Annotated in this window: 19 protein-coding genes; 5 read left to right on the plus strand and 14 right to left on the minus strand. The window is 66.1% G+C overall.

The genetic code is table 11. The annotated features are described in order from the left end of the window. Nucleotides 1–34 precede the first annotated feature (34 nt). From C5B90_RS06110 to ahaH, 11 genes are all read right to left on the minus strand, one after another. Nucleotides 35–418, minus strand: a complete 384-nt coding sequence (locus C5B90_RS06110) for a DUF6276 family protein (RefSeq protein ID WP_115879894.1) — start codon at nt 416–418, stop codon at nt 35–37. Nucleotides 419–505: 87 nt separating this feature from the next. Further along, nucleotides 506–1195, minus strand: coding sequence for a V-type ATP synthase subunit D (locus tag C5B90_RS06115; protein ID WP_115879896.1), 690 nt, complete (start codon nt 1193–1195; stop codon nt 506–508). Nucleotides 1196–1391: 196 nt separating this feature from the next. After that, the gene (locus C5B90_RS06120) at nt 1392–3374 is read right to left on the minus strand and encodes a bacterio-opsin activator domain-containing protein (protein WP_115879898.1); all 1983 of its coding nucleotides are present in this window, start codon (nt 3372–3374) and stop codon (nt 1392–1394) included. A gap of 129 nt (nt 3375–3503) precedes the next feature. After that, nucleotides 3504–4910: an ATP synthase subunit B gene (locus C5B90_RS06125; RefSeq protein ID WP_042663443.1), complete on the minus strand. Its 1407-nt coding sequence runs from the start codon at nt 4908–4910 to the stop codon at nt 3504–3506. Nucleotides 4911–4914: 4 nt separating this feature from the next. Continuing rightward, a complete protein-coding gene (locus C5B90_RS06130) occupies nt 4915–6675 on the minus strand; it encodes an ATP synthase subunit A (RefSeq protein WP_115879900.1) in 1761 nt (586 codons plus the stop codon). A 6-nt stretch (nt 6676–6681) separates the two neighbouring features. Continuing rightward, entirely contained in the window at nt 6682–7002 is a 321-nt protein-coding gene (locus C5B90_RS06135) for a V-type ATP synthase subunit F (protein WP_004044608.1), read from the minus strand. Then, nucleotides 6999–8045, minus strand: coding sequence for a V-type ATP synthase subunit C (locus C5B90_RS06140; RefSeq protein WP_115879902.1), 1047 nt, complete (start codon nt 8043–8045; stop codon nt 6999–7001). Before C5B90_RS06140 ends, C5B90_RS06135 begins: the two co-directional genes overlap by 4 nt. Further along, on the minus strand, nt 8042–8626 hold the full coding sequence (locus C5B90_RS06145) for a V-type ATP synthase subunit E (RefSeq protein WP_115879904.1): 585 nt from the start codon (nt 8624–8626) through the stop codon (nt 8042–8044). Before C5B90_RS06145 ends, C5B90_RS06140 begins: the two co-directional genes overlap by 4 nt. A gap of 21 nt (nt 8627–8647) precedes the next feature. Continuing rightward, nucleotides 8648–8905 (minus strand): F0F1 ATP synthase subunit C, encoded by a 258-nt coding sequence (locus C5B90_RS06150; protein WP_004973645.1) that lies wholly within the window; start codon nt 8903–8905, stop codon nt 8648–8650. A gap of 173 nt (nt 8906–9078) precedes the next feature. Continuing rightward, complete coding sequence (locus tag C5B90_RS06155) at nt 9079–11289, minus strand: V-type ATP synthase subunit I (protein ID WP_115879906.1); 2211 nt, start codon at nt 11287–11289, stop codon at nt 9079–9081. Further along, nucleotides 11276–11608 (minus strand): ATP synthase archaeal subunit H, encoded by a 333-nt coding sequence (ahaH, locus tag C5B90_RS06160; RefSeq protein ID WP_008091423.1) that lies wholly within the window; start codon nt 11606–11608, stop codon nt 11276–11278. The genes C5B90_RS06155 and ahaH overlap by 14 nt, the downstream gene beginning before the upstream one ends. Nucleotides 11609–11763: 155 nt before the next feature. Between ahaH and C5B90_RS06165 the strand changes: the two genes are divergently transcribed. Continuing rightward, nucleotides 11764–12387 carry a methyltransferase domain-containing protein gene (locus C5B90_RS06165; protein ID WP_004973651.1) on the plus strand — a complete coding sequence of 208 codons (624 nt, stop codon included), beginning with the start codon at nt 11764–11766 and terminating at the stop codon, nt 12385–12387. 48 nt (nt 12388–12435) lie between these two features. Here C5B90_RS06165 and C5B90_RS06170 read toward each other — a convergent pair whose 3' ends face one another. Both C5B90_RS06170 and C5B90_RS06175 read right to left on the minus strand, forming a co-directional pair. Further along, nucleotides 12436–12918, minus strand: coding sequence for a type IV pilin (locus C5B90_RS06170; RefSeq protein WP_115879908.1), 483 nt, complete (start codon nt 12916–12918; stop codon nt 12436–12438). 39 nt (nt 12919–12957) lie between these two features. After that, nucleotides 12958–14325: a hypothetical protein gene (locus tag C5B90_RS06175; protein ID WP_115879910.1), complete on the minus strand. Its 1368-nt coding sequence runs from the start codon at nt 14323–14325 to the stop codon at nt 12958–12960. A 145-nt stretch (nt 14326–14470) separates the two neighbouring features. Here C5B90_RS06175 and C5B90_RS06180 point away from each other — a divergent pair, with 145 nt between their 5' ends. The 4 genes from C5B90_RS06180 to C5B90_RS06195 all read left to right on the plus strand — a co-directional run bounded on the left by C5B90_RS06180 (nt 14471) and on the right by C5B90_RS06195 (nt 18470). Next, entirely contained in the window at nt 14471–15661 is a 1191-nt protein-coding gene (locus tag C5B90_RS06180) for a hypothetical protein (RefSeq protein WP_115879912.1), read from the plus strand. A 69-nt stretch (nt 15662–15730) separates the two neighbouring features. Beyond that, nucleotides 15731–16528, plus strand: a complete 798-nt coding sequence (locus C5B90_RS06185) for an electron transfer flavoprotein subunit beta/FixA family protein (RefSeq protein WP_004973659.1) — start codon at nt 15731–15733, stop codon at nt 16526–16528. Further along, nucleotides 16525–17478 carry an electron transfer flavoprotein subunit alpha/FixB family protein gene (locus C5B90_RS06190; RefSeq protein WP_115879914.1) on the plus strand — a complete coding sequence of 318 codons (954 nt, stop codon included), beginning with the start codon at nt 16525–16527 and terminating at the stop codon, nt 17476–17478. Before C5B90_RS06185 ends, C5B90_RS06190 begins: the two co-directional genes overlap by 4 nt. A gap of 149 nt (nt 17479–17627) precedes the next feature. Then, on the plus strand, nt 17628–18470 hold the full coding sequence (locus C5B90_RS06195; protein WP_058568250.1) for a polyprenyl synthetase family protein: 843 nt from the start codon (nt 17628–17630) through the stop codon (nt 18468–18470). A 78-nt stretch (nt 18471–18548) separates the two neighbouring features. Here C5B90_RS06195 and C5B90_RS06200 read toward each other — a convergent pair whose 3' ends face one another. Beyond that, complete coding sequence (locus C5B90_RS06200) at nt 18549–19682, minus strand: DUF373 family protein (protein ID WP_115879916.1); 1134 nt, start codon at nt 19680–19682, stop codon at nt 18549–18551. Nucleotides 19683–19742 lie beyond the last annotated feature (60 nt).

Consider the following 19742-nt stretch of genomic DNA (forward strand, 5'->3'; position numbering starts at 1 on the left):
CGCCACGGTGTCAGACGGCACAGAGCGGCGGCGCTCAGAGGAACGCGTCCAACTGCGCCTGCCGACGGGCGACGTCGAAGTGCGGGTCGGTCGCCTCCCGCTGGAGTCGGTCGAGCGTGAGATGCACGTCGATGCCAGACTGTTCGGCGAACTCGACGCAGTCGACGATGCCGGCGCGGTTGAGCGCCAGCGAGTCGAGCATGCCGACGAGGAGCGCGACCGCAGCGCCCGCATCACCCTCGGGAAGCACGTCCGCGAGCGGCCGCGAGTCGCCGTCGGTCGGCACCGTCTCCGCCGGGTGAAGTCGGAGGCAGTCGGCGCACAACCCGACAGTCAGCGCCGCCTCGGGCGCGTGAGACGCTAGCGGTTCGGGCACTGCGAAGACGGCGAGTTCGCCGTCGCAGTCGGGACAGGACATGAGAGTCTCTACGCGCCGAGACAGTGAAAAACGGTCGGAGACTCGACCGAGAAGAGAACGGGGTCGAGAGAGAGCGGGTCAGTCGGGTTAGTCGGCCGTCGCCGCTTCCGCTTCGGCTGCCGCTTTCTCGGCGGCGCGCTCTTCTTTCTCTTCTTCTTCCTTCTTCGCCTTGATCTTCTTCAGACGGAAGATCTCCTCGCGTTCCTGTTCTTCGAGCTTCTGCTCGATGTACTCTTGGTTCTCGTAGAGTTCCGGCAGGAGCTTGAACTCGAGCGCGTTGACGCGGCGCTTCGTCGTCTCGATCTCTTCGAGCATCTTCTTCATCGCGGTTTCGACCTCCGCGGCAAGGATGATGGATTCGAGGAGCTCCTCGTAGGCGTCCGCGGCCTCGTCGATGCGGGCCGAGGAGCCGAGCAGCCCGTAGCCACGCTGGTCGAGGGTCTTTTTCACGCGCGAGGACTCGATCTGGGGCACGACGACGCCCATGATGTTCTTCGACTGCGTCGTGATTTCGGGGTACTCTTTCAGCGCGGCGGCCGCGCCGCGGACCGCCACGTCGCCCTCCATGGCGCGGGCCATGTTGATTTTGTTCTGCGCGCGCTCGTAGTCCTGATTGAGGTTGGCCCGCACGTCCTGGGCCTGGTCGAGGATGTCCATGAACTCCATGATGAGCCCGTCACGCTTCTGCTCGAGCGTGTCGTGGCCCCGCTCGGAGAGTTCGATGCGATCTTCGATCGCCATCAAGTTCTTGCGGGTCGGCTTGACGTCTTCGGCCATCGTTGGCGGGGGTTGTTCGCCTGGGGTGTTAATCTTTTACTGTCTGGCCGGCCAGACCGGCTGGAATCGGTCGTGACTGGAAGGCGTCACATCTGTAGGTCGAGACCGCGATTCAGTTCGCGGGTCGACGGGCGCTGCTGTCGGCGTCCCGGAGACGGGAGACATCGAGCGACTGTCGAAACGTCTGATATGCCCGTTAGTACGGTTCTCCATCGAAAAATCGAGAGATGAGTTTTCGCTCCGCCGCGTGCAGGTGTTGGTGAAACGTCGCCCGCGAGACGCCCATCGTCTCCGCGAGTTCGTCGCCGGTGACGGCGTGGGGCCACTCGAAATACCCGCCGAGATAGGCGAGTTGGAGGGCCGACTGCTGGCGGTCGGTGAGGTCGTCGTTGACGCTCGCGACGAACTCGCGGCGCGCCTCCGGCGGTTCGGACCGGTTCGTGACGGAGCGGAGTTCGGCGTTCGCCGCGACCGTCTTGAAGTCGTCGAGGAGCGCCCGCCCCGCCACGCGGTCGGGGACGACGACCGTGAACCGACAGCCGAGGCGGTCGACTTCGAGGTCGACGAGCCGCCCGCCCGCGTCGGCGACGAGGTGGACGAGCGACCCGTCGGCGAAGGTGAGTTCGTAGAGTTCGGCGTCGTCACCGCGGGGGAGGACGTCGACGCTCCGGAGACCGTCGAGGTCGGTGTCGGCTTCCTCGAACTCCGTCGCGGGGTCCGTCGAGACGAACAGACTCACGGTCCCGTCGTCGTGTTGGGCCGAGCCGCGGTACGAGAGTTCGCAGTCCCCCGCGGCGGCGAGTCGGACCAGCGGCTGCGTCTCGTCGCGCACCTCGAGTTCGAGTTCGAGCCGCTCGTCGGACAGCAGGGACCGCCGGCTCTCGAAGGCGTCGATGGCCGCGCCGACCGCCCTGCCGAGCGTCCCAAACACCACCCGGACTTGGTCGTCGAGTTCCGCGACGTCGGTGTAGACCGTCAGGACGCCGTACAGCGTCCCGCTGTGGACCAGCGGGACCGCGATGACGGAGTCGAACGGGACGAACGCCTCCGCGGAGACGCTCCCGTCGCCGACGGCCGCCGACTGGACGGTCCGCGTCTCCGCGGCGCGGGCCGTGGGGTCGGCGGGGTCCGACCGGTCGATTTCGAGGCCGTCGAGGAAGTTCGTGTTCGCGTCCGCGCCCGCGCGCTCGTTCGGGACGATGACCGCAGGCGAGAGGTCGCAGTGGCCGACCCACGCGCAGTCGAACGAGCCGGCGGCGGTGACTCGGTCGCAGACGGTCGCTTCGAGTTCCTGTCTGCTCTCCGCGCGGACGAGCGCGCTCGTCACATCTTCCAACAGCCCCTCGATGTGCTCGACGAGCGTCTGGAGCCGCGCGCGCTCCTCGTCGACTCTCTCGGCGTACCGCTCGGCGGCCGCCTCCGCGCGCACGCGCTCGGTGATGTCGGTCTGGAAGCCGACGTAGTGTGTCACCTCGCCGTCCGGCCCGCTCAGCGGCGCGACGTCGACCCGGTTCCAGAACGTCTCGCCGTTCGCCCGGTAGTTCAGCAGTTCGACCGACGCCGACTCCTCGGCCTCGATGGCGCGGCGGAGTTCGGCGACGCGCTCGGGGTCCGTGTTCGGCCCCTGAAGATACCGGCAGTTCCGCCCCAGCGCCGCGTCGGCCGAGTAGCCGGTCATCGTCTCGAACGCCTCGTTGACGTAGACGAGCGGCCGGTCGGGCAACGAGCAGTCAGCGATGGTGATACCGACCGGAGCCTCGTCTATCGCCTGTTCTTTCAGGTCATCCGTTATCTTGCTCGCGGCCGCCGCGCCGCGGCGACGCCACGCGACGACGCTTTCGACCCGCTCCGGAAGCCGCTCGAAGAGGTTCGAATCGACGACCGGGACCACGTCGGCCGCGCCGGCGTCACGGGCGGCCGCCGCCGAGAGGTCGCCGTCGCTCGGGACGACGACGACGAGCGGGACCGAGAGCGCGCCGTGGACCGCTTCGACGTCCGCGAGTCGGTCAGTCGCGAGCACGACGCAGTCGGCCTGTTCGTCCTCGGCGCGCTGGCCCGCCGCCCCGACCGACGAAGTGACCGACACCGAAAGCGGCGAGAGCACGTCAAGCAGTCGCTCCCGGTCGACGGCGGGACCGACGACCGCGAGGACGCGAGCGCGAGACGAAGTGGCGTCCATGTGGAGTCGTCGTGGGCGAGACGTAAGGAAGTTCTCGCGGGCGGCGCGCGGCCGCGCGGCTCGAGAAGCTGACGGCGCGAATAGAAGAGGAGAATCGAACCGAGGGACGAACGCGGCGTTCGTCGGGGTCTAGGCTTCCGCTTCGACCGACTCGGCGTCTTCTTCGTAGTAGTCCTCGATGAGCTCTTCGTCGATACGGTTGAGCTCGGACTTCGGGAGCATCGACAGGAGGTCCCAGCCGATATCGAGGGTGTCCTCGATGGACCGATCCGTGTCGAAGCCCTGGTTGACGAACTCGGCTTCGAAGCGCTCGGCGAAGTCGAGGTACTTGTTGTCACGCTCGGACAGCGCCTCGCGACCGACGATGTTCACGAGGTCGCGCAGGTCTTCACCCTCCGCGTACGCCGCGTACATCTGGTCGGATACGTCGGCGTGGTCCTCGCGGGTGAGGCCCTCGCCGATACCGTCGTCCATGAGACGCGACAGAGACGGAAGCGGGTTGATCGGCGGGCGGATACCCTGCGAGTTGAGGTCGCGGTCGATGTAGATCTGACCCTCGGTGATGTAGCCGGTCAGGTCCGGAATCGGGTGCGTGTCGTCGTCACCCGGCATCGTGAGGATGGGAATCTGCGTGACAGACCCTTCGCGTCCCTCGATACGACCCGCACGCTCGTAGAGCTGTGCAAGGTCGGTGTACATGTAACCGGGGTAGCCACGGCGACCGGGGACCTCTTCGCGAGCCGCACCGATTTCGCGGAGCGCCTCGCAGTAGTTGGTCATGTCGGTCAGGATGACGAGGACGTGGTAGTCCTTGTCGAACGCGAGGTACTCGGCGGTCGTCAGCGCGAGACGCGGCGTGACCGTCCGCTCGACTGCGGGGTCGTCCGCGAGGTTCGTGAAGACGACGGAGCGCTCGAGTGCGCCCGTGCGCTCGAAGTCCTCCATGAACTCGTTCGCCTCTTCCTGCGTGATACCCATCGCGCCGAAGACAACTGCGAACTCGGACTCTTCGCCGCTGTCTTCGTCCTCGGGCACCGTCGCCTGACGGGCGATCTGGAGCGCGAGGTTGTTGTGGGGAAGCCCCGACGCGGAGAAGATAGGGAGCTTCTGGCCGCGGACGAGGGTGTTCATGCCGTCGATGGCGGAGACGCCGGTCTGGATGAACTCCTCGGGGTACTCGCGGGAGTAGGGGTTGATTGCCGCGCCGACGATGTCCCGACGCTCGTCGGGGACGATTTCGGGGCCGCCGTCGATGGGCTGGCCGGACCCGTCGAGCACGCGCCCGAGGAGGTCCTCGGTCACGGGCATCTTGAGGGTCTCGCCGAGGAACCTGACGGACGCGTTCCTGTCGATACCGGTCGTGCCTTCGAACACCTGAATCGCGACGAGGCCCTCGGAGGATTCGAGAACCTGTCCGCGCTTGGTTTCGCCTTGGGGCGTCTCGATTTCGACGATTTCGTCGTAACCGATCGGCTCGTCGACCTCGGCGAACACCAGCGGGCCGCTGATTTCGGTGATGGTCTGGTATTCCTTCATGGTCTCAGTACAGCTCGCGGAGCTGCTCGGTGATCTCTGCTTTGAGGTCCTCGATGTACGCCTCCCAGTCTTCCTGCACACCGATGCGGTTCAGACGGGGAGCCGCCTCGATGGCCTGAATCTCTTCGACGGGGACGCCGGCTTCGAGCGCCTTGAACGCCTCGTCGTTGAACGTGTGGATGGCGGTGAGGATACCGTACGTCTTCTCGGGGGAGCAGTACGTGTCCGTCGGGTGGAACGCGTTCTGCTGGAGGTACGCCTCGCGGAGGTAGCGAGCGATTTCGAGGGTCAGCTGCTGGTCCTCCGGCAGGGCGTCCTTACCGACGAGCTGAACGATCTCCTGCAGTTCGTTCTCCTCGTCGAGCACGTCGACGGCCCACTGGCGCTCTTCTGCCCAGTCGTCCTCGACGTTCTCGACGAACCACGGGTCGAGCTGCTCTTGGTAGAGCGAGTACGACTCGTTCCAGTTGATCGCCGGGAAGTGACGGCGCTCTGCGAGGTCCGCGTCGAGCGCCCAGAACGTCTTCACGATACGCAGGGTGTTCTGCGTGACCGGCTCGGAGAAGTCGCCGCCCGGCGGCGAAACCGCGCCGATGACGGAGACGGAACCTTCCTCGCCGTTGACGGTCGTGAAGTAGCCGGCGCGCTCGTAGAACTCGGAGAGACGCGCGGCGAGGTACGCGGGGTACCCCTCTTCGCCGGGCATCTCCTCGAGACGCGAGGAAATCTCGCGCATGGCCTCGGCCCACCGGGAGGTGGAGTCGGCCATCAGCGCGACGTCGTATCCCATGTCGCGGTAGTACTCCGCGATGGTGATGCCGGTGTAGATACAGGACTCGCGGGCCGCCACGGGCATGTTGGACGTGTTCGCGATGAGGCACGTCCGGGCCATGAGCGGGTTCCCGGTCTTCGGGTCGTCGAGCTCCGGGAAGTCCTCGATAACCTCGGTCATCTCGTTACCGCGCTCGCCACAGCCGACGTAGACGACGATGTCCGCGTCGGCCCACTTGGCAAGCTGGTGCTGGGTGACCGTCTTCCCGGACCCGAACGGACCCGGAATCGCGGCCGTTCCGCCCTTCGCGATGGGGAACAGGCCGTCGAGGATGCGCTGCCCCGAGACGAGGGGTTCGCGCGGGGTCTTCTTCTCGGCGGCGGGGCGAGCCTGACGCACCGGCCACTCCTGGTGCATCGTGATCTCCTCGCCGTTGTCGAGTTCGACGACCGTCTCGGTGACGGAGAACTCGCCTTCCTCGACGGCGACGACCTCGCCGCCCTCGAAGTCCGGCGGGACCATGACCTTGTGTTCGATGGTCACGGTCTCGGGGACCGTCCCGACGACGTCGCCGGGGGCGACCTCGTCGCCCTCGGAGACGGTGGGTTCGAACTCCCACCCCTTTTCGAGGTCGATACCCGGCGCGTCGACACCGCGGTCGAGGAACGCCGAGTTCATCTTCGACTCCAGCACGTCCAGGGGACGCTGCACGCCGTCGTAGATGGCGTCCATCATCCCCGGACCGAGGTCGACGGTCAGCGGTTCGCCCGTACTCTCGACGGGTTCGCCGGGACCGACGCCGGAGGTCTCTTCGTACACCTGAATAGTCGTGAGGTCGCCCTCGATTTCGATGACCTCGCCCATTAGGCCTTCGTCGCCGACGTAGACGACGTCGTTCATGCGGGCGTCGAGGCCACGGGCGGTCACGACCGGACCACTCACGCTTGCGATGACACCGTCCTCGCGAACGGAATCTTGTGTTGCCTGACTCATGTTTGGTTATTCGTCCATCAGATCGATACCGATTGCTCTCTTGATCTGGTCACGGAGGCCACTCGCGCCGCCGGAACCGCCGAGCGTCACGAGCGTCGGCTCGATGCTGCGCTCGACCGACTGCCGGGCGTTACGCGAGAGGTGGTCGAGGTCGTCTTCGTGCATCACGATGATGCCCACGTCCTCGTCCTCCAGCGTTCGCGTCACGGCCTCGTCGAGTTCGTCGTCCTTCGCTTCGTCCGGGACGTTCTCGAACTTGCGGACGCCCGCAAGCCGAAAGCCCGTGGTGAAGTCCGGACTGCCGATAACTGCGATTTCCTGGCTCATAGGATGACCAGCTCCTCTTCTATTGCATCGGGGTCCAGCCCGGCTTCGCGGCCGCGGGCGATGGCCCGGATGTTGTCCACCTCGCGCTCCTTGGCGAGGATGTACGAGACGATTGGCGTGACAGAAAGCGGGAACACGTAACCGAGCGTGTCCGCGTACTCCAAGAGCGCCGCGTCGAGGGCGCGCTCGAAGCCGATGAGGCTGTCTGCCTCTTCGAGGTCCGAAAGGGCCGTCGAGAGGCGGTCGCCGTATCGGCTGTCACGAATCTTCGACACCAGCTCGTCCGGGCTGGTCGCCAGCGACGCGAGTTCCGACGCACGGAACAGCGTGCCGCCCTCGATGAAGTAGTCGACGGGGTCGAGGTCGGCACCGCTGCGAGCGATGCGGAGCGCGTTGCGGGCGTTTCGGAAGTCGATTTCGGCTTCGAGGAACTCGCGGTACTGCTTTGCCTCTTCGCCGACGACCAGACCTTCGAGCAACTGCTCGTAGAAGGCGCGGTCGACCGCGTTCTCCAGCGGGACGAGGACGCCGACTTCCTCGTACTCCTCGTAGGCGGCCGCGAGGCCGTCACCGAAGATGGTGCCGGAGAGGATGCTGACGACTTCCTCCATCTCGCCTGCGTCGAGCAGTCGCGAAAAGAGTCGGTCGTCGAACTCGCCGGCGCGGATGAGGTCGGATTCGACCTCCTCACGGGATGCGCCGGAGTAGATGCCGCGGATAATCGTCTTCACGTTCCACGCGTCGAACTTGCGGAGGTACCGCGCGATGAGGTCGTAGAGGCGGCCGTCTGCCCAGTCGAGGATATCGTTGAACTGCTTCGCCAGATTCTGGTTCAGCGCGTACTCGATGAGGTCGACGCCCGAAAAACGGCTCCCGAGCGCGTTGACCTCGGTCTCGTACTCCGATTCCTCCATGAACCGAGCGATTTCGGCCGGTCCCATACGGACCAGTTTGCGGTACTCCTCGTCGCCGAACAGGGCACTACGTCGCGCTCGAACGCGAGCGATGACGTATTCGGGATTCGAGCCGCCTGTAGTGCTCATTGGTCGTCGAACAGTCGCGCACTCACTTCCTTCAGATTGTCCTCCCAGACTGTGTCGAGGACCGAGTCGAAGGTGTTGTTCACCCGGACGCGCGAGTTCGAGCCCTCGACCACGACGCCACCGAGGCAGTCGCGCTCGCCGGCGAACTCGTAGCCGTCGTAGTCTTCGAGGATGCTCGAAAGCAGGTCCTCGTCGGCGGCGCGGCCGTAGACGAAGACTTCGTCTTCGTCCTCGAACTCGACCGACGCCGCATCGAGCAGCGAGCGGGTGAGCTCTTCGCGACGGTCGCCTTCCAGCTCGGCGAGCTCGCTTTCGACCTGCTCGCGGACGCGCTGGAGCACGTCACGACGGGCGCTGAGTCGAGCCTGCTTGGCTTCGAGCTTCGCGCTGGAGAGCGCCTGTTCGCGCTCCCGTTCGAGTTGCTGCTCGACGTCCGCCTTCCGCGATTCGAGGAGCTCTTCGGCATCGGCCTCGGCTTCGGCGACGATCTCGTCTGCCTGTTCCTGGCCGTCCTGCCTGATGTCCTCTGCGCGTGCGCGGGCTTCGTCTCGGATGTCCTCAACGACGTTGTCCAAACTCATAATGGGAAAGAGAGGGGGTGCTTAGGCCGCGAAGACAACGACCAGTGCGAGGATAACGAGGGTCTCGGGGAGAACCGTAAGGACCAGCCCGTTGACGAAGAGGTCCTCGTCTTCCGCGATGGCACCCATCGCAGCGGAACCGATGCCACGCTCCGCGTAGCCTGCGGCGAAGGCGGCGATACCGACCGAGAGGGCCGCCGCAGCGTCGGCGGTGATAGCAGGCGAGGAAGCGGTTTCATTCTGCAGTGCAGTCATGAGGGGTTCAATTGCTTCAATCATTGTGTGTTCCTGAGTACCGGATTGTCGTCTCCGAACGTCTGCATGTGGCGTCAGCCGTATCATAAAGGTTCCCAAAACGTCTGGAGCGGTCTATCTACGACGGCGGAATCGTCGTCATTGCAAAAGCAGTCGCTCCCAGCAGACAAAACTCAAAAAAGAATCGTCGGTGAGGGTTAGTCTTCGGTCGTGAACTCGCGGTCGTACCCGAACGGGTTGTACTCGCGGCCGCCGCCCTCGAAGAACTTGTTGAAGAACTCGACGTACTCGAGACGCACGGCCTGCAGGCCGGCGCTCGTGACGCCGAGTGCGAGGACGACGAGGTGACCGACGACGAGGACGAGCAGTCCGCCCACGACGCCCGCGGCACCCGTGTGGAAGATGCCGCCGAACAGGACTTCGGTCACTTCGTAGCCGTGGTAACTCAGCGTTTCACCCGCGCCGAGTGCCGCAACCGCGGCGGAGTCGGGCATTCCGCCGAGCCCGAAGTGCCAGCCGCCGTGGTCGTCGACGTACACGCCGAAGACGAGCAGGTTGACGGCGAACGCCATCGACGCCTTCGCGATGAGGACCGCGCCCAGACGCGTGTACGACAGGACGTTCGAAAGCGGGGCGGCGAACTCGACGAGTTCGGCCAGTTCGGCCATCCCGAGGAGCACCGCGCCGAGGATGTACATCCCGAACCCGATCCAGCCGACGGTGAACGAGAAGCCGGAGAAGCCGAGCGGGATGAGCCCGTCAGCCGCGAACGTGGTGAACAGGAACTCCGGCGGCACGCCACCGAGCGCGTCGCTGAAGATCCAGATCCACAGGCCGTTCAGCATGAGGATCCACGAACCGCTTTCGAGGACTGCGTCCTTCGCACCGTGGAGTTCGTAGTTCTCGAAGAAGTCGAGGATGTACCCCACGTTGACGTGGAAGATACCGACGGCGACGCTCACGGTGAGCCAACCGAGGGCCCACTCAGAGGTGGCCGGCGACAGTCCCTTCTCGATCGGCGGGTGCGACATCCCGAGCACTCCTTCCCAGAAGTATTCGGTGATGAGGTGGAAGCCGAATATCTCGCCGTAGAGGATGCCGAACAACGTCGTGAACAGCCCCGCGGCGATGGTGACGCCACCCATGCTCTTGAGCGCGCCATCGTCGAACTTCGAGTAGAGGAAGAAGCCGATGGCGGTGTAGATGACACCGTACCCGAGGTCACCGATCATGAACCCGAAGAACGTCGGGAACGTCAGGAACAGGATGATGGTCGGGTCGAACTCGTAGTAGCTCGGGCGGTTGACCGCCTGAACGAGGATTTCGAACGGCTTGACTGCGCCGCTGTTCTTCTGGACGACCGGCGGGTCGTCGCTGGACATCGAGACCGTTCCGCCGTCGGTGGCGGCGACCGTACCGCCGGTCTCGGCGACGTCCTCGCGCGCGTGGTCGTGCCCGTCACGCGAGAACTCGGCGCGTTCGAGTTCTTCGACCGCGACGTGCTCGCCGACCTCGTCTTTGAGCGTGCTCGCGAACGTGTTGTAGCGCTCGGTCGGAATCCAGCCCTCGGCGACGAAAGCGTTCTCCGTCGTCGCGAACGAAAGCGGCGCTTCCGTCTTCTGGACGTCGATTGCGAGTCGCTCCTCGGCGGCGAGGAGGAACTCGCCCTCCTCGACGGCGATGTCGTGAAGCTCGGACTCGACGGTCTCGAGCTTCGACTCGGTTTCGCGCTTCTGCTGTTCGAGGTCGCGGATGTGCTCTTCGGGGCTTCCCGAGGCGTCCGGGACTTCGAGCGTGGCGAACTCGACGCCGACGAGCGCGTCGGCGAGCGCCATCTCGTCGGCACCGTCGACCGGGCGACCGAAGATGGCGTGCGTGCGCTCACCTGAGAAGATCTCGTAGGCGTTGATGTCGTCGGCGTCGACGACGGCACGCTCGACGGGTTCGACCTTCCCCTGTCCGACGACGACCTGCAGGGTCTCGTACCCCGAAAGCAGGTCGAGGTCGAGTCCGAGGTCGACGAACGGCTCCATCGCGTCGATTTCTTCGTCCACCGCGCGGAGCTCGTTTTCGAGCTCGGAGCGGCGGTCGTCCAGTTCATTGACTTCGGCTCGAATCTCTTCGAGGGGCTCGCCGAGCGCGTCGTCGGGGACGATGCGCTGCCGGCCGGAGTCGGTGTCTTCGACCCCGAGGATGCTCTTGAGCGAGCGGACGGTGACGAGCTTGTCGGACGCGCTCTCGGCGCCTTCGATGGGCGACCCCGTCTCGAATCCGAACTCCTCCTGCCACGAACCGTCGTATTCGGTGACGTGCAGCAGTCGGAGGTCGTGGACAGCCTCGATGACCTCGGGCATGACGCCCTTGGAACCGGTCACCGAGACCTTGCTCATCTGCTCAGGTCTGAGCATCAACCGCCTCCTCGAATTGGCCGATGGCGAATTCGACCGCGTCGTCGATGTGGTCTTCCGCCTCGGCAACCAGTTCGTCGCGGGCGTCCTCGCCTTCTTCGAGGATGCGTTCCCGCTCCGACTCTATGTCCGCGCGTCCCTCCTGTAGACGCTCGGATTCGAGCTCTGCGGCCTCTTCTTCGGCCTCGGAGCGAATCTCATCGGCTTCGCGACGCGCCTCCGCGACGAGCTCCTCACGTTTGGCCTCGGCCTCTTCAACGATGTCGTCGGCCTCCTGCTCGGCCGTTTTGATTCGTTCGAGAACCTCTTGTCTCGGCATACTCGTATCACAGGAACGTTGCACAAGCGCTGTATAAGGTGTTTGCGGAAAGTCTGTGACAGACGCCCGCGAAACGGGGGGTCGAACCCCCCGCGAACGCCGACCGGCGCGGCGAATCCGCACCGTTATCATCGGTGAGTCCTAATCCCGGCGCGATGGGAGTCCTCGAAAACAAAGCGCGGGCCCGCCTGTTCTACAAGTACCTCTCGAAGGTGTACGACCGGGTGAACCCGTTCATCTGGAACGAGGAGATGCGCGACGAGGCGCTGGAGATGCTCGACATCCAGCAGGGCGACCGCGTCCTCGACGTAGGCTGTGGCACCGGCTTCGGAACCGAGGGACTGCTCCGCTACACCGACGACGTCCACGGCCTCGACCAGAGCATCCACCAGATGCAGAAGGCGTGGGAGAAGTTCGGCAAGAACGACGAGGTCAGGTTCTATCGCGGGGACGCAGAGCGGCTCCCCTTCGCCGACGACTCCTTCGACGTCATCTGGTCGTCCGGCTCCATCGAGTACTGGCCGAACCCGGTCACCGCGCTCGAGGAGTTCCGACGCGTGGTGAAGCCGGGGAGTAAAGTTCTCGTCGTCGGTCCCGACGACCCGAAATCCGGCGTCTTCCAGAAGTTGGCGGACGCCATCATGCTGTTCTACGACGAGGAGGAAGCCGACCGGATGTTCGAGGCCGCCGGCTTCGTCGACATCGAACACCACATCCTCCAGCGCCAACCCGGCAGTCCACGGGCCATCGTGACCATCGCGCGCGCACCAGAGGAATAAACGCGACCGCCGCGTTCGACTCGGACGCTCGTTTTCGTCACCGCTGACTCACGACGCCTTCGCTTCGAGCGCCGCGACCGGCGTCTCCCCGTCGAAGACGCGAACGGTCACCGCCGCGCCCGGTTCGATATCAGGGTCGTTCGTCCCCGCGAGTTCGAGTGTCGCCGTCTCGCCCGCGGTCCACCGGGAGTCGGCCGCGGCGTTGAACGGACCGGTCGGCCCCGGCCGGAACCCGCTGGCCGAGAAGAACGGGACCGGCGGTTGGTGTGCGAGCGGTTCTCCATCCACGGAGATTCGAATCGCGAGCGACTCCACGTCGAGTGGTGCGCCGCCCTCGTGCGTCAGCGACAGTGTGTCACCCGAGACCCCGAGCGACAGCGCCGTCGGCCGAGTCGGTGTCGGCGAGGAGTCGGCCGCGTCGAACGCCGCCGCGCCCACGGCGGCCGCGACGACGACCACGAGACCGATGAGGAGCACGCTCCCGAGAAGCACGGACGAGCCGCGAGTCGAGCGGCGGAACTGACGAGACATCGAGACGGGGTGGTCCCGTCATGAGATAAGAACCTCCGGTCAGATGACTGCCGGCGGACCGACCGCCGCACCGTGTGAGACGACCGAGGCGCTCTCGCTCGACTCTGTCGGCGTCGACGACGCCATCGCGGCGGTGTCGTTCGTCCCCGCGGTCGTGTTCGTCACGAGGATGGGCATCGACGTCGGTGAAGTAGTGAGGACGACCGCCGAGTTACCCTTAATCACCGTAATCGTGTAGGGAGACGACGGCGAGACGGTCCAGAGCATCCCGTCGGAGCCGGTGTGACCGAGGAGGGTACTCTCCTGGCTGGCCTCGAGCCCGATGGTCACGTTCGCGTCTACCGGGTCGTCGCTCCTGCTTTCGTTCAGTTGGATTCGGAGCGGTCCGCCGGGGTAGGTCCGGTCGACGGTGAGCGCGAGGCCGTCTTTGACCTCAGTCGCGACGGCACCGGTCGCTATCGAGCCGAGGGGCCGAGTCTGCGACTCCTTGAACACGCGCCCGCTTCCGGCATCGACGTAGGCGGTCAGCTGGCCGCGGTCGTAGTTGATTCGCACCCGGTGGCTGTCTCCGGCGCTGATGACGTTGGTCCCGTTCTGCGCGGCGCGGCTCGAGTAGATCGTGGGGTAGCTCTCCGCGACGATGTCGAGGGCCTCCTCGTAAGAGACCGTACTCTGGTCGCGGTTGCGGAGCCCGGCGCGGTAGGCCTCGCGGACGTACTCGCCGTCGGCCACGACGCTGAGGACGACGCCCATCTCGCTCGTTCGGACGGAGAACCGAGCGGTGTCGGACTGGCCGGACATGACCGTAACGGCGTACTTCCGAACCGGACCGGTGAACGTGTCGAGCTCGCGTTCAAGCGCCGCGAGTCGGCCGGAGTTGATAGAGAAGTCCGGCGTCTCGGTGGCGAGTTCGCGGAGGGCGACGCGTCGCTCGTTGAGTCCGCGGGCCTCGGCGTCGATTCGCGCGAGTTCGACGAGGAGTTCGCGCTCGGTGAGGTCCCCACGGTTGAACCGTTCGATTGCGGAGCGTTGCGCGCTTTGCAGTGCAATCGCGCGCTGCTCGATGCTGTTTAGCTCGTCGAGAATGAGCTGTTGTCGGGTGTTGTCGTTGGTCGCCGATTCGATGCGCTCGATGGACGCCCCCGTCTGAATCTGTTCACCGGCCCTGAGGGCGGCGAAGTCGAGGGACGGACCGAGGTCGACGTGGTGTGCTTCGACCGTCGCCTGGACCAGTTCAGACGACGGGATATCGAGGACGTGAATCGTCTCGTTGGACGGCGACTCTACCTGCGCGGGGTCCGCCCCGTCGAGAGCCGCCGCTCGGGTCGAACCGTCGGCGGGTCCGACCGCGCCGAGCACTGGCGACGCCAGTAACAGCATGACGACGACAAGCGGGAGGGCCTTCATCGACGTGGGAGTACACGGCGCCGGTACTAAAATGACCCTCTTGCCGCCGTCGACGACGGTGACCAAGGAGACCATACCTCGGCGGCGTATGACGCTGTTGAATCGATGGAAAGCGTTTTCATCGCCGGATGAAACGGATTTACGTATGCGGAGCGCCGCCCTCATCGTTGCCCTCCTCACCATCGTCTCCGGCGTCGCAGTCCCGGCGGCGGCCACAGATATGACTGCGGCTGGCGCTCACGGCGTTGACGCGGCAGTCGACGACTCCGGAGTCGACGGTTTCGGTTCCGACTCGCGCTCGCAAGCGCCTGCCTCCCTCGGCCGCGCACCGCTCGTCACACAGCAGTCGAGTCTCGAACAGTCGCCACAGACGGAGATATCGATTCGGGTTCGCGACGACCGCTCGGCCGACTGGCGCATCGAGATGCGCTACGAGCTCGAGACGCGAAACGAGACCGCGGCGTTCGAATCGTTCGTACAGGAGTACGAGCAGGGAACCACCGACGTCGGCCCCGATGCCGCCTTCTTTCAGCGCGTCAGCCAGACGGCCGCCGAGCAGACCGGCCGGTCGATGACCGTCCAGAACGCGACGACGACGGGCCACGTCGAAAACGGGACCGGCGTCCTCGTGTTGAGGTTCACGTGGACGAACTTCGCGGAACAGACTGACGAGGGACTGCGCGTCGGGGACGCCTTCTCGGCTGCCGATGGCGGGACGTGGCTCTCCTCGCTGCAGTCGAACCAGAACCTCACGATTCAGACGCCCCCGGGCTACGCCGTCAGTGACACGGACATCCCGCTGGAGAACAACGCCGTCGTCGCCGAGGGGCCGCGGACGTTCGAGTCGACCGAGCAACTCAGCGTGAGTTACGTTTCCACAGGGTCGGACGGAGCCATCCCGTGGACGCTCGTCGGTGGCGGTGCCATCGTCTTCCTGGTGCTCGTGGCGGGAGTCGTCCTGTTCACCCGGCGGCGACCGACCGACGCTGACACGGGCGGACTGTCGGCATCGACGCCCACGCGGCGTCAGGAGCCGATGCCGGAGCCGGCCGACGAACTCGGCACCGACGAGGAGGCTGACGACGACGGCGAAGCAGGCGAAGCGCCCGACGATATCGACCTCGACTTACTCTCGGACGAAGAGCGGGTCGAACTCCTGTTGGAACGGAGCGGCGGGCGGATGAAGCAGGCGAACATCGTCAAGGAGACCGGCTGGTCCGACGCCAAGGTCTCACAGCTCCTGTCGGCGATGGCCGACGAGGGGCGCGTCGAGAAACTGCGCCTCGGCCGCGAGAACCTCATCTCACTCCCCGACGAGGACGAAGACGAGGAGTAATCGGGCGACGGCGTCGCCGACGGCCGCGGTGCGAAAACGTTTATTCTCCCCCGTCGGTAGTGAACGTTGATGAAAGTTCTCGTAACCGTCAAGGAGGTCGCCGAGGTCGAAGAGGACTTCGAGCTCGACGGGCTCCGCGTGGCGGACCAGTACCTCGACTACGACCTCAACGAGTGGGACGAGTACGCGGTCGAGGAAGCCGTCCAAATCGCCGAGGAGAGCGACGACGACGTGGAGGTCGTCGCCGTCACCATCGGCCCCGAGCGGTCCGAGGAGACCATCCGCATGGCGCTCGCCAAGGGCGTCGACCGCGCGGTCCGCGTGTGGGACGACGCGCTCGACGGCGTGGACCTGCTCGACGTGGGCGCGAAGACGCGCCTGCTCTCGGCAGTCGTCGAGGAGGAAGACCCCGACCTCGTCCTGACAGGCGTGCAGGCGAACGACGACAGCTTCGGCGCGACCGGCGTCTCGCTCGCCTCGGCAATCGACTTCGAGTGGGCCGCGGTCGTGAACGCGCTCGATCTCGATGCCGACGGCGGCGTGGCGAACGTCCGCCGCGAGCTCGAAGGCGGCGTGGAGGAACTCACCGAGGTTGACCTGCCCGCGGTCCTCACCATCCAGACCGGTATCAACGAGCCCCGCTACGCGAGCCTTCGCGGGATTCGGCAGGCCCAGTCGAAGGAAATCAAGCCGCTCGCGCTCTCCGACCTCGGCCTCGACGCCGCGGCGGTCGAGTCCGACCTCGTCCTGACCGACGTGTACGAGCCGGAGACCGAGTCCGACGCGACTTACTTCGAGGGTGACGCCGGGGAGCAGGCCGCCGACCTTGCGACCGTCCTCCGCGAGAAGGGGGTGGGCGCGCAATGAGCGACGTGCTCGCCGTCGTCGAGCACCGCCGCGGAAGCCTCCGCGACGTGTCGTTCGAACTCGTGACGGCCGGTGCCGACCTCGTCGGCGACACCGGCGGCGACCTCCACCTCGCGGTCATCGGCGGCGACGTGGACGCCTTCGCCGAAGAGCTCTCGCTCGCCGGCGTGGACGCGATTCACACCGTCGCCGAGGGCGACGAGTTCAACCACGACGTGTACGTGCAGGCCGTCGCGGCCCTCTCCGAGGAACTCGACCCCACGTACGTCCTCATGGGCAACACGGTCAACGGCCTCGACTACGCCCCCGCGGTCGCAGAGCGCCTCGACCGCCCGCTCGTGACCGACGCCATCGGCCTCCAGAACGACGGCGGCCTCGTCGTCACCCGCGAGATGTACGCCTCGAAGGTCGAATCGACCGTCGAGGTCGACGCCGACCGCGCCGCGGTCACCGTCCGTCCCGGCGAGTGGGACGCCGCCGAGGAGCCGGGCGAGCCCGCGGTCGAGGCCTTCTCGTTCGACCTCGATGAGTCTCGCGTGCGCTCGCGCGTAACTGGCTTCGAGGAAGTCGGCAGCGGCGACGTGGACATCACCGACGCCGACGTGCTCGTCTCCGTCGGCCGCGGCATCGAAGAAGAAGAGAACATCGAACTCGTGCAGGAACTCGCCGACGCGCTCGGCGCGACGCTCTCTTCGTCGCGGCCCATCGTCGACAACGGCTGGCTCCCGAAGGACCGACAGGTCGGCCAGTCCGGGAAGGTCGTCACGCCGAAGTTCTATATCGCAATCGGCATCTCCGGCGCCGTCCAGCACGTCGCCGGGATGAAGGGTGCCGAGAACATCGTCGCCATCAACACCGACCCCGACGCGCCCATCTTCGACATCGCCGACTACGGCATCGTCGGCGACCTCTTCGAGGTCGTTCCGGAACTCATCGAGCAGTTCGAGTAAGCACCTCCCGTTTTTGGTCCAGATTTTTGCGGATGCGGACTCGTGAGCGACGTCTCCGGGTCGCGTGTTCTCCGAGCACCGCCGCATCCCAGTCGCGCGGTTTCTCCAAATCCGGTACGTACTTCCCTACCCAACCCTACGAACCGACAATGGAATACCTGGAGCGCCGGGTCACGATGGTAAACGACCGCCTCGAGGAGGTCGTCTCGGCGGTCGAGCCGTCGGAACTCGCCGACCAACTCGACCACGTCGCTCTCGCGGGGGGCAAGCGCGTCCGCCCCGCCGTGACCATCCTCGCCTGCGAGGCCGTCGGTGGCACCCCCGAAGACGCCGTCGACTTCGCGGTCGGCGTCGAACTCGTCCACAACGCCTCGCTCGTCGTCGACGACATCATCGACCGGTCCGACATCCGCCGCGGCACGCCGAGCGCGTGGGCCGAGTACGGCTACGGCCCGGCCATCATCGCCTCCGACGGCCTGCTCGGCGAGGCGTTCGCCCTCCTCTCGTCGTCCGACCGCGCCACCCGCATCGTCGCCGAATCGATGGTCGAACTCGGCGAGGGAGAGGCGACCGAACTGGTCGCGGTCCCGTCAAACGAAGAGGAGTACATGCAGCTCGCCCACCGCAAGACGGGCGCGCTGTTCCGCGCCGCCGCCGAACTCGGCGCGGTCGCCGCCGGCGGCGACGCCCACGTCGTCGAGGCGTTCGGCGACTACGCGGCCCGCGTCGGCGTCGCCTTCCAGATTCGCGACGACGTGCTCGACGCCACGGCCGACGCCGAGGAACTCGGCAAGCCGACTGGACAGGACGCCGAGATGGGCCGACCGTCGCTCGTGCAGGTGACGGACCTGACCCCCGAAGAAGCGAACCGCCGGGCCCGACAGCAGGCCAACGAAGCGCTTTCGGCTCTCGACTCCTCGGGTGTCGAGGACTCGGAGCCACTCGAGTACCTCCGCGACCTCGCGGAGTTCGTCATCGTCCGCGAGAGCTAACGGGGCGAGTTCGGGTTCGTCCCGACTGCGAGGAAGACGCCACAGAACACCCCGAGCGAAGCGACCGCCCGCGACTGATTACGCCGGTTGCTCGGCGTCGCCGTCCGAGCCGGTCGGATACCGCGACTCCGCCACCGCGAACGTGAGCGTGCTCAGCACACCGAGGAGCGTGCCGACCGTGAGCGCGACGGCGAGGCCGGGGAGGTAGAACTTCTGGACGCCGAGGACGCCCTCGGGGAGGAAGAAGCCGGAGAGCGCGTACAGCACGATGGCGATGGCGAACACGTAGAACGGCGCGTTGAGATAGCGCCACTTGAACCGGTCGTGGAGGTACTCGTCTGTCACCTGCCCGAGGCTGCTCGTGATACCGGCGGCGGCGAACCACTCGACCGCGCCGTGGACGAGCGTCGCGAGGATGAGCCCCGCGGCGGGGTCGCCGCCGACGCTGTCGGAGACGGTTTCGAGGAGTTCGACCCCGCGGACGCCGCCGACGACGAGGAGCGCCGCGGCGGCGACGTAGGTGATGATGGTGACACGACCGGCGTAGAGGACGTTGCGCGCCCGGTTAGCCGCCTCGTCGACCGCGGATTCGAGGCCGAGCCCGCGGAACAACGTGTACAGACCGAGCAGCGCCGAGATGAGGCCGAGAACGACCGCGCCGGGCACGTCGAAGAAGCTAGCGATGGTGACGAAGGGGTAGATGAGAAGCAGGATGCCGAGCGGGACGAGGATGGTCCCGCGGGTCTCGGGGTCGGCGAGCACCTGCTTCATCGTGTAGTACATCGATTCGAGGTTCTGGGCCTGTCTGACGACGACCCGACGGACCCCGTCGATGGGGACGCGAGAGCGGATGACCGGCAGGACCGACTCGTCCTGCGCGCCGTCGGTGATGACGATGGCGTGGACGGGTTCGCCGGTCGAGAGGCTCGCGAGGACGGTGTCTATCTCGTCGCCGATAGCGCGGTTCGCTTTCACGTCGCTGCCTTCCAACCCGGTGACCGCCGCGACCTCGACCTCCTCGTCTTCCGATTCGAGGAGTTCGTCGTGGACCTGAATGCCCTGAAAGAGGACGTTCACGTCGGAGTCCTCCGGGTCCGCGGTGGCCAGCGCCACCGCGGCGTCCTCGACGCGCTGTCGGCCGACGACGGGCGTCGAGAGACCCGTCTTGCGGCCGAGGTCGTCGTCGAGGTCGACACAGAGGACCAAGAGCATCGTTGACTCCTATGCCACGGGGATATATCTGCTTTCGGGGGCGCGGTCGCGGTGGCGCGG

It is taken from the genome of Haloferax sp. Atlit-12N, assembly GCF_003383095.1.
In the GTDB taxonomy this organism is placed as follows: Archaea; Halobacteriota; Halobacteria; order Halobacteriales; family Haloferacaceae; genus Haloferax.

What these genes read in the sequence shown, in the direction of transcription:
- C5B90_RS06110 (WP_115879894.1), bottom strand. Translation starts at nt 418, where the DNA reads ATGTCCTGTCCCGACTGCGACGGCGAACTCGCCGTCTTCGCAGTGCCC.
- C5B90_RS06115 (WP_115879896.1), bottom strand. Translation starts at nt 1,195, where the DNA reads ATGGCCGAAGACGTCAAGCCGACCCGCAAGAACTTGATGGCGATCGAA.
- C5B90_RS06120 (WP_115879898.1), bottom strand. Translation starts at nt 3,374, where the DNA reads ATGGACGCCACTTCGTCTCGCGCTCGCGTCCTCGCGGTCGTCGGTCCC.
- C5B90_RS06125 (WP_042663443.1), bottom strand. Translation starts at nt 4,910, where the DNA reads ATGAAGGAATACCAGACCATCACCGAAATCAGCGGCCCGCTGGTGTTC.
- C5B90_RS06130 (WP_115879900.1), bottom strand. Translation starts at nt 6,675, where the DNA reads ATGAGTCAGGCAACACAAGATTCCGTTCGCGAGGACGGTGTCATCGCA.
- C5B90_RS06135 (WP_004044608.1), bottom strand. Translation starts at nt 7,002, where the DNA reads ATGAGCCAGGAAATCGCAGTTATCGGCAGTCCGGACTTCACCACGGGC.
- C5B90_RS06140 (WP_115879902.1), bottom strand. Translation starts at nt 8,045, where the DNA reads ATGAGCACTACAGGCGGCTCGAATCCCGAATACGTCATCGCTCGCGTT.
- C5B90_RS06145 (WP_115879904.1), bottom strand. Translation starts at nt 8,626, where the DNA reads ATGAGTTTGGACAACGTCGTTGAGGACATCCGAGACGAAGCCCGCGCA.
- C5B90_RS06150 (WP_004973645.1), bottom strand. Translation starts at nt 8,905, where the DNA reads ATGATTGAAGCAATTGAACCCCTCATGACTGCACTGCAGAATGAAACC.
- C5B90_RS06155 (WP_115879906.1), bottom strand. Translation starts at nt 11,289, where the DNA reads ATGCTCAGACCTGAGCAGATGAGCAAGGTCTCGGTGACCGGTTCCAAG.
- ahaH (WP_008091423.1), bottom strand. Translation starts at nt 11,608, where the DNA reads ATGCCGAGACAAGAGGTTCTCGAACGAATCAAAACGGCCGAGCAGGAG.
- C5B90_RS06165 (WP_004973651.1), top strand. Translation starts at nt 11,764, where the DNA reads ATGGGAGTCCTCGAAAACAAAGCGCGGGCCCGCCTGTTCTACAAGTAC.
- C5B90_RS06170 (WP_115879908.1), bottom strand. Translation starts at nt 12,918, where the DNA reads ATGTCTCGTCAGTTCCGCCGCTCGACTCGCGGCTCGTCCGTGCTTCTC.
- C5B90_RS06175 (WP_115879910.1), bottom strand. Translation starts at nt 14,325, where the DNA reads ATGAAGGCCCTCCCGCTTGTCGTCGTCATGCTGTTACTGGCGTCGCCA.
- C5B90_RS06180 (WP_115879912.1), top strand. Translation starts at nt 14,471, where the DNA reads ATGCGGAGCGCCGCCCTCATCGTTGCCCTCCTCACCATCGTCTCCGGC.
- C5B90_RS06185 (WP_004973659.1), top strand. Translation starts at nt 15,731, where the DNA reads ATGAAAGTTCTCGTAACCGTCAAGGAGGTCGCCGAGGTCGAAGAGGAC.
- C5B90_RS06190 (WP_115879914.1), top strand. Translation starts at nt 16,525, where the DNA reads ATGAGCGACGTGCTCGCCGTCGTCGAGCACCGCCGCGGAAGCCTCCGC.
- C5B90_RS06195 (WP_058568250.1), top strand. Translation starts at nt 17,628, where the DNA reads ATGGAATACCTGGAGCGCCGGGTCACGATGGTAAACGACCGCCTCGAG.
- C5B90_RS06200 (WP_115879916.1), bottom strand. Translation starts at nt 19,682, where the DNA reads ATGCTCTTGGTCCTCTGTGTCGACCTCGACGACGACCTCGGCCGCAAG.